This is a genomic window from Rhodanobacter sp. GW835-FHT13D09 (genome assembly GCF_058793995.1).
Window position 1 is genome coordinate 79,694 of the sequence record NZ_JBXAGL010000004.1, and the last position, 10,671, is coordinate 90,364.

Consider the following 10,671-nt stretch of genomic DNA (forward strand, 5'->3'; position numbering starts at 1 on the left):
ACGAGATTTCTCATCGCGGTGCTCCTCAGAACTGGTACGTCACGCGGACGGACAATTGGTTGTTGCCGGCAAAGTAGCCGAACAGGTTTGTGTCGTTGAAGCCGGTCAGCGCACGCCTCTGGTGGGTGCGATTGAAGAACAGGTCGGCCTCGGCCTTGATGCGCCAATGGTTCCCGTAGGCGAATTCGACGCCCGGAATGACGAAACCGCCGCCGTAGCTGAGGTCGGTACCGAGGGCGAGCGTCGGATTGATGCGGTCGCCGTGGTAGTTCATGGCGAGGATCGCGGTCAGGATCGTCGAGTGTTCCTTGGCGCGACCGCCGAAACCGGCGAGGTTCACGATCTCGTCCTTGCGGTCGTAGTCGGTGATCCAGGTATCGAACAATTGCACCGAAAGGAACGATGGGCGACTGGTCCCAAGGAGTGAAGTCAGGTTGACCTGCTTGTCCATGCGCAGCATCAACTTGACGGCGTCGCGTTCGACGACGCCACAGAAGCCGGGGAAGAACGCGCAGCCACCCGCCTCGCCCGCCTGCACGCCGACGTTGTAAGTGTTGTCCGGGATGTAGGACGCCTCGACCGAGAACACCGAGTCGACCCGTTCGAGATAGCGGTTGGCGGTGACGCCGAACACGTTGATCTGTGGAAAAATCAGCTCGCCGACGGTCGAGCTTCGATCGGAGCGATATTCGCCATGCCAAGCGCCGAGGAAGCTGCGACCGCTCGCTGCGTTGCCGACGCCGAGCGGGTTGTCGGGATTGGGATTGATGACCGGCACCTGCGACGGCCCCTGGAACCAACCCAGCGAATACTCCCATTTGCCGGCGATCGCCTTCCAGCGCAGACCGAGCGCGGCATCGTCCATGCGCGCGTCGCGATGGTCGTAGTTGTACGGCACGTCGGCACCGAACGGTGCCGCGGCGAAGGTAATGCCGCGGTTCGGCGTGTTCGCCCAACGGCCGCCTTCGACATCGTAGCTGTTGCCGCGCTGATCGGCCGGATTCATGCGCCCCGGGATGTAGACGAACTGCAGGCTGCCCTCGACCGTATCGAAGCGCTGCACGACGTTGGCCATCCACAAGGGCTTGCGCAGTTCCTCGTTCTCGGCCTCGAGAAAGGAGCGCCAGCGGAAGTCGTAACCGTGGATGACGTCCAGCGACTGGAAGAAATCCGTTTCGCCCCACACGACCTGCTGCTTGCCGAGCTTGATCGTGGTGCCCTCGCGCAGGTCGGTCTGCCACCAGAACTCGCGCACTTCGGCCCGGTTGTAGACGTCGTCCATCAGGTCGACGCTGGAGCGACGGCGATTGCTGAACAAGTCGGTCGCGGCGTACTGGTCGGCGACCCTCTGCAGGTCCTTCAGATAGCTCGTCTCGTACTCCCGCGAGCCGCGCAGCGAGATGTTGACCTTCGAGTTGCCGAAATCCCTGAACAGGTTCAACTTGAGCGTGCCGCGCGCCATCGACAAGTCGTGCTTGTAGTCGCCTTTCGGAGCCCCGTTGTTGGCCGGATCGGCCAGATACGGATTCTGCAGGTTCATCGACAGATGGCCGCGCAGGTAACCGCTGACTTCCCAATCATCGAAGAATCCATCACTGGCATGTGCATTCATGGACATGCCCAGACCCAACAGCGCTGACGTGCAGGCCAGGTACAGTTTTCGCGGACTTGAATTCAAGGCGCGACGTGCGTTGTTCATGCGATCCCCCTTTGGATGTGTGGTTCCAGACGACCGGTTTCCGCGCTCGACGCGTCGTTGCGGGCAGGATTCCCGAAGATGAAATCCGGCTTGAACACCAGCGCGAGCGAAGGCATGACGAACAGTGAAGTGAAGGCGGAGACCATCAACCAGAGGCCGATGAGAATTCCCATTTCCGCCTGGAAGCGCAACGACGACCAGGACCAGAGCAGCACACCGGCGGCGAGCGTCAACGCAGTCAGGATCACGCCGCGACCGGCCGATCCCAGCGACTGCCGCACTGCGTCCGCCGGCGATGCCTCCGGATGCTTCTCCAGGTGCTCCTTGATCGCGTCGACGATGTAGAACGCGTAATCGACGCCGAGCCCGATGCCCAGCGCGACGACTGGAAGCGTGCTGATGCTCATGCCGATGCCGTGCCAGGCCATATAGGCGAACGTCGCCACGTTCGAGATCAGTACCGGCACGATGAAGAAGATGCCGCTGACCGACGATCGATAGACGACGAGGCAGCACAGCACGACGACGAGGAAGGCCAGCGCGATCGCCTCGATCTGGTCGCGCAGCAGAATCTCGTTGACTGCGGCAGTGATGCCGAGCACCCCACCCGCCAGCTTCGCCTCGGCCTGTGGCATCGGGTTGTCGGCGATGAACTGCTTGCCGTGGTGGATCGCTTGCCGCAGCGTCTCGCCCTTGTGGTCACGGAAGAACAGCGTGACCGCGCCGTTCCGGAACGTCACGTCGCTGAACTGGTTGAGATCGTCCGGGTCGGCACCCTGCATGTAGAAACTGACGAGTTCGCCGTTCTCGCCGGCGTCGGCGCCGAGCTCGCGATAACGCGGGTTCCCCTCGTGCAGGTTGCGGCGGATCTCGACTACGATGTCAGCCAGTGAGATGCTGCCGCCGATCCCGGCCTGGCGCTCCATATAGCGCGAGAAGCGCTGCATCCAGTCGAGTACTTCCGGTTGCTTCAATGCATCGGGCGTCTTCCCTTCGACCGCGACGAACATCTGCTCCGATCCTGGATACAGGCCGTTGATCAGCGCGCTGTCGCGATTGAATGAGGAGTCGCGCCACAGGATCGGCGAGCCGTCGCTGGCATCGCCCACGGTGATGTGCGTCGCCTCGAATAGGAGGCCGGCGAGCAACACCAGCATGACCGGTGCAACGGCGTAGCGCACGCGGCTCGTCGCGACCCACGTCGCTGGCTTCGTGAACGCGCTCAGCACAGCATCGAGGCGCAGCGGGTGGATGTAGCGATCGGGGCGCTTCACCCACGACAGCAGCACCGGCGTCAGGATCACCGCGGAGATCGAGATCGTCATGACCCAGATCGCGCCGATGATCGCCACTTTGTGCATCAACGGAATCGGCGTGAGTATCACGCAGAGGACCGCGCCGGCATCGGCATACAGGCCGAGCATGCCGGGGCGGAACAGCTCGCGCATGCTCTGCTCGGCCGCACGGCGTGGTTCGATCGATTCGCCGACGGCAAGGTCGTCGAAGCGCGTGATGAGCTGCACGGAATGGGAGAACGCGCGCGCCGTGATGATGAACGCGACGACGATCACGAGCGGATCGAAGTTGTAGCCGAGCAGGCTGCCGATGCCAAGCGCCCATGTCGCGGAAACGAGGCCCGCGAGCAGCGGCAGCAGCATGCCGCGCCAGGTGCGGCTGATGGCGAACAGCAGCACGAGCATCGAGACCAGCGACAGCAGCGAGATCGCGACTGTCTCCCCAAGGTAGTGCGCGACCCAGCCATACAGGATCGGCTCGCCGACCAAGTGCAGGCTGACCTGTGCTTTCGCGGGCGATGCATCGAGGATCGCCTGGACCTGCGGGAATATCTTTCCGTAATCAACCAACTGATCGTAGAAGTCGACCTGGATCAATGCCGACTTCAATTCGGTGTCGACGTAGAGTCCGTACACCATCGGGTTGTTCAATACGGCCTGGCGCAACGCATCGACCTCGGCCTGCGTCTTCGGCAGATCCGGCCACATCATCGGGCGCGTCTCGATGCCTTCGCTGGACGCATCGACACGCTTGAGCTTCTTCGAGGCGAGCGAGGTGATCTGCAGCGGATTGACGCCGTGCACCTTCTGCAGCTCGTAGGTGATCCGCTGTATTTCCCGCAGCACCGGCAGCCTGAAGATGTCACCGTCAAGCGAACGCACGAGGATCGTCACACGATTGCTCGCGGCGAAGCTCTCCTGATACTTCTGGTGCACTTTCACGTAGGGGTGGTCATGCGGAACCATGTCGCCGAAGCGCGTACGCACGTCAAGACGCGTGAGGCAGGCGCCGAAGAACAGCGTCACCAGCGCGATGACCACACAGACGACGGCACGGTTACGGATCGAGAACGACGAGACCGCACTCGCGAGATCGATAAACTTTTTCATCGTGCCGCCTCCGCCGGCCATGCCCGGTAGTTGCCATCGTTGTCGAGCAGGCCGATGCCTCTGCCGATCAGGACATCGCCCTCCTGCATCGCCAGCAGGCCCGTGCGATAGCGCTTGCCCGATCCTTCCGGTGCCAGCAGCCGCCAATGGGCGGCGGCGCGCGACGCCGAAAACAAGGCACCGCGATCGCCCGCTACCAGCCAGCCATCCTGCCGCGCAATCACATCGTAGAGATGCTCGGTCGTGAAAGCCGGCACCGGCTGCCAGCTTTCGCCGCCGTCGATGCTGTGGAAGGCTCGGCCACGATTGCCGACGACGACGCCCTCTTCACCCGCGAACGCGATCGATTGAAGGCTCTCGTTGCCGAGCTGTACGCTGCTCCACGAGGCCCCGCCGTCGCGGCTGTGCAGCAAGTGGCCGAATTCCGCGGCAACCCAGACCGAGCCGCTTGGGCCGGGTCGTACGCGGTTGAAGGCGATATCGGCTGCGTCGCGCAGGCGCGTCCAGTTCGCACCGTCCGCGTCCCCGCGGAACAGCGCACCCATCTCGCCGACGACCCAGAAACGGCCATCCAGGAAGGCGACGTCGATCAGCTTGTTGCCGACTTCGCCGACCGGCAACAATTGCGATGTCCACCGACCTCCCCTGTCGCGAACCCACAGACGTCCGCCATTGCCGACGGCGACGAGCACACCCGCATCGGATGCCGCGATGCCCTGCAGATTCGCGGCCGGCTGAAGCTGCGAGCGCTCCCAGTGGCGGGCTTGCTCATCCATTGAGAGGACGGCGCCTGCCTGTCCCACGAACCAGAGGCGGCCGTCGGCGGCGGCTCCGCCGAAGAAGAGATCGCGGCTTTCGACCAATGGCTGCCGCATCGTTCCCGTCGCGCCCTCGACCTGAACGAAGAGCGCTGCGTACGCGAGGCCTCCGGTGATGAGCCAGGGCGAAAGTCGCGCGGCCACGCTGGAAATGCGATTAAACATGCACATCTCCCCTTGCCAGACCGGCGCGTCGGCGCAACCAGTGGAATGCGTGCCCGCCGAGCGGGCTTTCGAGCAATGCACTGGCACGCTCGACCGCGGCGACAAGCGCATCGAGGTCGATGCCGGTGTGCAGTCCCATCGATTCGAGCATCAGCACCACGTCTTCGGTCGCGACATTGCCGCTCGCCCCTGGCGAAAATGGGCAACCGCCGAGGCCGCCGATCGAGCTGTCGAAATCGCGCACGCCCCCCTCCAGCGCAGCCAACACGTTGGCCAGCGCCATGCCTCGTGTGTCGTGGAAGTGGCAGGCGACGCGCCTTGCGCCGGCAGCCTGCACAAGGCCCCCGACCAAGTGGCGTACCCGCGCTGGATTCGCCGCGCCGATCGTGTCGGCGATGATCAGCTTGCGTGCGCCGGCGTCGAGCATGCGTGCCGCCAGCCGCTCGACCTGCGCTGGTGGCGTCGGGCCCTCGAACGGGCACTCGTAGGCGACGGCGAGATACGCCCAGCCTTCGACCCCATCAGCGGCAGCGCGCGCCATCAGTTCGGCGCAGGCGGCAGTCGCCTCGTCGAGACCCATGTTGATGTTGCGCCGGTTCATCGTCTCGGTGGCCGACAGCACGACCGAAACGGTCCCGACGCCCACCCCGCGCGCGAGCTCGTAGCCATGCACATTCGGCACCAGCGCGGAATAGCGCACTTCGCCGCGCCTCGGCAGTTGCGCAAACAGCTCGCCGGTTCCGGCCATCTGCGGCACTGCTTTTGGCGAGACGAAGCTGCCGACTTCGATGCTGCGCAGGCCAGCCTCGACCAGCGCCAGGATCATCGCCAGGCGCCCGTCGCCGTCGAGCGTGCGCGCCTGGCTCTGCAGACCGTCGCGCGGCCCGACTTCGTTGACAGTGACGCGATCGGTGGCCATGTCATCCCACCGCCTTGTCACTGTGCAGTGAATCGATCCGCGCCGTGTCGTATCCGAGCAAGTCGAGCAGGACGAAACGGGTGTGTTGCCCGAGCAGCGGTGGTGCACCGTAGTCGTCGCCGTCGTCGACCGACAACTTGATCGGATTGCCCGGCGCGCGCACGGCGCCACCTTCTGGGTGAGGAATCTCGACCACCATGCGCCGGTGCAGCACTTGCGGGTCGGCTAGCGCCTCGCTGAAGCGGTTGACGGGGGCGCACGGTACGCGTGCCGAACCAAGTTGTTCCACCCAGTAGGCAGTGGAGTTCATCGCGAAGATCTCGTTGAGTTTTGCGTCGATCGCCGCCTTGTTGGCGAGCCTGCCCGGTTGATGCCGGTACTTCGCATTCCGGAACTCCTCGGCGCCGAGCAGCTCGACCAGGCGCTCCCAGAAACTGTCGAAGATCACCGCCACGATGATGAATCCGTCGGCAGTGCGATACGTGTTGTATGGCACGTGGACGAAGTGGCCGTTGCCGAGCGGCTCCGGGTTCTCGCCGCTCATCAGGTGCATCGTCGCCATGTAGTTCAGCATGCTGATCTGGCAGTCGAGCATGCTGATGTCCACATGCTGACCGCGGCCGTGCCGCGAGCGCGCCTGCAATGCGGCCAGCACGCCCATCACGGCGAACATGCCGCCGCCGAGATCGCCGATCGGGATACCCGAACGCATCGGCTGCTCAGCGTTCTCTCCGGTGATCGACATCCCACCGCCGATACCCTGCACCACCTGGTCAAACGCCGGGCGCAGGTAGTTGGGCCCGTCCTGGCCGAAGCCGGAGATAGAGCAGGTGATGATGCGCTCGTTGATCCCGCTCAGGTGCGCGTGATCGATGCCAAGCTTCGCGGTCACGCCGGCGCTGAAATTGTCTATGACAACGTCGGACACGCGCACGAGATCGTGAAACACGGCGAGGCCCTGCGAATGCTTCAGGTCCACGCAAACGCTGCGTTTGTTGCGATTCAGCGTCAGAAAGTATGCACCCATGCCATGCAGCGAATGCTTCGGATCGCGCGCCAGCAGTGCACGAGTGCCTTCGCCGGTGAGCGGCTCGACCTTGATCGTTTCCGCACCGAGGTCGGCCAGTATCATTCCGGCATAGGGACCCGACAGCATGTGGGTCAGATCGAGTATGCGTATTCCTTCCAAGGCCTTGCTCATCGTGTTCCTGCTCTCGTCCGTGCGTTCGTGTTCAAGCGCCGTACCCCCTCAACGCAGGACGTTGTCGCCGCTCATGAAAACGTAATAGCGGCGGAACTTCCCGCCCTCGACGTAGAAGAAGTTGCAGTTGCTGAGCCGTGTCTCCTGGCCTTTCGCATCGACCAGGCGCACGTTGAAACGCATCGACACGGTCTGGTTCTGCTCGTCGGCGGTGACTTCGAAATCGCCGTGCCAGATTTCCTCGTAGCCGGCGAACAGGTTCTCGAACATGCGGCGGATGCCGTCGATGCCCGAATGTGTTAGGTGGTCGGTCTGGATCGTCACGGCGCAGTCGCTGTGGCAGCAGGCGAGCACGGCATCCATGTTCTTGCGGTCGACGTTGCCGAAGTAGCTTTCGACGCCGAGGGCTACCAGTTGCTGGCGGGTGAGCTTGGACATGCGGGTACTCTCCTTGGGTCAATTCGCGAAGCCGTGGTAGACGGCGTCGTTTGGCGCCTGCGGCGCGGGATAAGCCTTCTTGCTATGACGAAGGCCGAGGGTCAGGAACATCTCGCAGAGCTTGTAGGCCACCTGGCCCGGGTTGATCACGGGCACCGGCAGGCGTTCGGCGAGGTAGGCATGCGACTGGTGCATTGTGGTCGAGCCGAGCACAATCACGTCGGCGCCGTCTTCCTCGATCGCGCGCAGCGACTCCGCCTCGAGCTTCTTGAAGACGACCTCTTCCTTGCCGGCCAACAACTCTTCGAGGTCAGGCCGCGTCTTGATCGAGCGCAACGAGGCGACGCGAGGCCAGAGCCGGTATTCGGTCAGCGTCTTCTCGTAGAGCGGGAACCACTCGTCCCACATCGTGAGGACGCTGAACTTCTTGCCTAGCATGCAGGCGGTATGGAAGGCCGCTTGCCCAGGCGCGATCACCGGGATGTCCAGGCGCGAACGTAGCGCCGCAAGGCCCGAATCGCTGACGGTGTCGATTCAGACCGCCGCATAGCCCTCGTGCTGCGCACGCAGGCCGGCCTCGGCGACCGCGAAATCCATCAACAGCGTGTCGTAGGCGCTGTCGCCAAGCGCGGCGCCCTTCACGACGGAAACGAATTCTGGCTCGAAGCCCGGTAGCACGAGGGCAGCGGGCAACTGGGCAGCACGCGCCGCAACCCCTTCGACGCCCATGGGAATCGGAATGATCACCTTGATTCGGGAAGACACGCTTGACCTCTTGGTTTGTGCAGTGCAATATGCACTGATGGTCCACTCCGCCTGATGTGGCGGAACTTCCCCTACTAAGCAGCTTGCGTGCCAAGTTTTTTTATTTCGTAAAATCAGAACCTTACGGGATTCTCGCCGTACGGCACCAAGCCGATTCATTTCTTTCTGAAAGCAATGCATTTCATCCTGAAGCACTTGCCTGAAGTTGCCTGATCGATATCAGCCACCCTCCGCAATACACGACCTGCCCTGCAGCAAGATGCGAATCAGGTCCGACCGGACTTCACCAGATACGCAAGCGCGCTCAAGCACGAAGCGCCTCGACCACGAGGAAACAAGGCTGGAATGCGGTTCCGGCGCTGCGGTCCGTGGAATCATCGGACTCCGAGGCCACTCGGGGCGGCCCGATGCTCTCGCTCACCGATCACGGCTGAAAGAACTCGGGCGTCCATGAACTTGGTGATTGCGGCACGGCTCGGCGACTGCGCACGCGACTTCGCGAACATCGCATGGCCGCTCTCCGCGGCGAGCTCGATTGAGATGCAGGACTTCATCAAGAACGCAGCTGCGTCGGCCGATGACGGGAAAAATTTCGCCTGATGAAAACCTGCACGGCTTCGTGTCGATCAAGGACGACCCCGAGCCCCTCTGCATGAAATGGGGCTCCCAGGGCTCAAGCGCGTCCTCGGCGACGCCAACATCGTCGCGCCCTCTTCCCGGCATCCATCAGTGCGCGCGAGACTGGCTTCAACACGCGCGGCGCCAAGGCCGATATTTTTGGTTATTGCTTCATCTCGACGGTCCGCCGCGCCGCATGCGGCAAAAGGTCGGCCGGTAATCAGATCCCGGTTCTGAATACGGCAGGCAACCAGTCGACACTTTCGGCCAGTCGCCAGCCTCACGGGTCATGCCGACCTTCCCGAGCTTCGGCGGCCGGGTGGCGTGTGCGGTGGTGAATTGCCCCGCCGCTGCCATGACTGCAGCCTTGCGGCGTACGGCCGGTCCTGTCCAGCGCGATAGCCTGCGTGAGTCCCGCACCGTGCGGGACAGGGTGGCCGGAGTTCGATCTCGGGCGCAGGCGCACCACTTCGTTCCATACCCTGCATCGCCCACAAAAAAAGTGCGGCGGACGAGCCGCCGCACCTTCGATGGCAGGCGCCGAGGAACCGGCAATATCAGGCTGCCGCGTCCTTCAGCTTCTTCAGCGGGCGGATCTTGATCTTGGTCGACGCCGGCTTGGCCGCGAACCACTGCTCTTCCTTGGTAAACGGGTTGATGCCCTTGCGCTTCGGCTTGGCCGGCACGCTGACCGCGGTGATCTTCAGCAGACCGGGCAGCTGGAACGAGCCGGCGCCCTTCTTGTGCAACGAGCCGGCAACCGCGCCTTCCAGCGCCGCGAGCACCGCACGCACGTCCTTGGCCAGCACGCCGCTGGCTTCGGTAATGTGCGCCACCAGGCTGGACTTGTTCAGGACTTCCTTGATCGGCTTGGATGCGGCCGGAGCGGCCTTGGCCTTCGGTGCCGGCTTGCTCTTGGCGGCTGCTTTCTGCGTCTTTGCCATGGGTTTTTCCCCTCGTCAAATGGTGATGGATGGTTCGTATGCCTCGCGGCACGCTGAATGTAGGGGAATTCGGTGATGCCGCCAACGGGTTTGAATGATAAAACCCGCAAAAAACCGGGCCGGAGTGCGATTTTCCGTCCTGCTGCACGGCATGCATGGGCCGGAAGTGTCCATTCGCCTCGCCGCGGGTGGCCGGCGTTTCCCGGCCACAAAAAACCCGCCGGCGGCGGGTCTCGAGGGCTGGCTGGCAGCCGGTTGCGCAATGGAGGCCAAGGTCGGAATCGAACCGGCGTACGCGGATTTGCAGTCCGCTGCATGACCACTCTGCCACCTGGCCATTGCTTGGTGTATCGCGACCATGATGATCGCAGGTTGCCTCTAAAAAACAAAACCCCGGCTTACCGAGGTTCTGCGTGAAAACTGGAGCGGGAAACGAGACTCGAACTCGCGACCCCGACCTTGGCAAGGTCGTGCTCTACCAACTGAGCTATTCCCGCATCGGAGCCGCGAATCATAGCAGAACGAAGCCGTTTGTGAATAGCCTCGACACCGTTCCAGCACGAAATGCGGCGTGCGCGCCGATACGACAAAGCCCCGGACGAGCCGGGGCTTTGTCTGCAAACTGGAGCGGGAAACGAGACTCGAACTCGCGACCCCGACCTTGGCAAGGTCGTGCTCTACCAACTGAGCTATTCCCGC

At 63.2% G+C, this 10,671-nt stretch carries 10 protein-coding genes and 3 tRNA genes; 1 reads left to right on the top strand and 12 read right to left on the bottom strand.

What is annotated here, in order from left to right; all coding sequences use genetic code 11:
• Positions 1-25: 25 nt before the first annotated feature.
• From AC1Q5A_RS07635 to AC1Q5A_RS07670, 8 genes are read right to left on the bottom strand one after another with little or no spacing between them, the layout of a single operon-like run.
• Positions 26-1,699, bottom strand: coding sequence for a DUF1302 family protein (locus tag AC1Q5A_RS07635; RefSeq protein ID WP_492699849.1), 1,674 nt, complete (start codon positions 1,697-1,699; stop codon positions 26-28).
• Positions 1,696-4,104 (bottom strand): efflux RND transporter permease subunit, encoded by a 2,409-nt coding sequence (locus AC1Q5A_RS07640; RefSeq protein ID WP_492699851.1) that lies wholly within the window; start codon positions 4,102-4,104, stop codon positions 1,696-1,698. Before AC1Q5A_RS07640 ends, AC1Q5A_RS07635 begins: the two co-directional genes overlap by 4 nt.
• The gene (locus AC1Q5A_RS07645; protein WP_492699853.1) at positions 4,101-5,087 is read right to left on the bottom strand and encodes a YCF48-related protein; all 987 of its coding nucleotides are present in this window, start codon (positions 5,085-5,087) and stop codon (positions 4,101-4,103) included. Before AC1Q5A_RS07645 ends, AC1Q5A_RS07640 begins: the two co-directional genes overlap by 4 nt.
• Positions 5,080-6,006, bottom strand: coding sequence for a hydroxymethylglutaryl-CoA lyase (locus tag AC1Q5A_RS07650; protein WP_492699855.1), 927 nt, complete (start codon positions 6,004-6,006; stop codon positions 5,080-5,082). Before AC1Q5A_RS07650 ends, AC1Q5A_RS07645 begins: the two co-directional genes overlap by 8 nt.
• Position 6,007: 1 nt before the next feature.
• Complete coding sequence (locus AC1Q5A_RS07655; protein ID WP_492699857.1) at positions 6,008-7,207, bottom strand: CaiB/BaiF CoA transferase family protein; 1,200 nt, start codon at positions 7,205-7,207, stop codon at positions 6,008-6,010.
• Between the two features lie 48 nt (positions 7,208-7,255).
• The gene (locus AC1Q5A_RS07660) at positions 7,256-7,645 is read right to left on the bottom strand and encodes a nuclear transport factor 2 family protein (RefSeq protein WP_492699859.1); all 390 of its coding nucleotides are present in this window, start codon (positions 7,643-7,645) and stop codon (positions 7,256-7,258) included.
• A gap of 18 nt (positions 7,646-7,663) precedes the next feature.
• On the bottom strand, positions 7,664-8,179 hold the full coding sequence (locus AC1Q5A_RS07665) for an aspartate/glutamate racemase family protein (protein ID WP_492700184.1): 516 nt from the start codon (positions 8,177-8,179) through the stop codon (positions 7,664-7,666).
• Entirely contained in the window at positions 8,180-8,410 is a 231-nt protein-coding gene (locus tag AC1Q5A_RS07670; RefSeq protein WP_492699861.1) for a hypothetical protein, read from the bottom strand.
• 450 nt (positions 8,411-8,860) lie between these two features.
• Here AC1Q5A_RS07670 and AC1Q5A_RS07675 point away from each other — a divergent pair, with 450 nt between their 5' ends.
• A complete protein-coding gene (locus AC1Q5A_RS07675; protein ID WP_492699862.1) occupies positions 8,861-9,010 on the top strand; it encodes a hypothetical protein in 150 nt (49 codons plus the stop codon).
• Between the two features lie 575 nt (positions 9,011-9,585).
• Here the strand turns inward: AC1Q5A_RS07675 and AC1Q5A_RS07680 are convergent.
• The 4 genes from AC1Q5A_RS07680 to AC1Q5A_RS07695 form a co-directional block, all read right to left on the bottom strand.
• Entirely contained in the window at positions 9,586-9,972 is a 387-nt protein-coding gene (locus AC1Q5A_RS07680; protein WP_492699864.1) for an HU family DNA-binding protein, read from the bottom strand.
• Positions 9,973-10,235: 263 nt separating this feature from the next.
• A tRNA-Cys gene (locus AC1Q5A_RS07685) sits at positions 10,236-10,309 on the bottom strand.
• Positions 10,310-10,393: 84 nt separating this feature from the next.
• Positions 10,394-10,469 (bottom strand) — tRNA-Gly (locus AC1Q5A_RS07690).
• A 126-nt stretch (positions 10,470-10,595) separates the two neighbouring features.
• A tRNA-Gly gene (locus AC1Q5A_RS07695) sits at positions 10,596-10,671 on the bottom strand.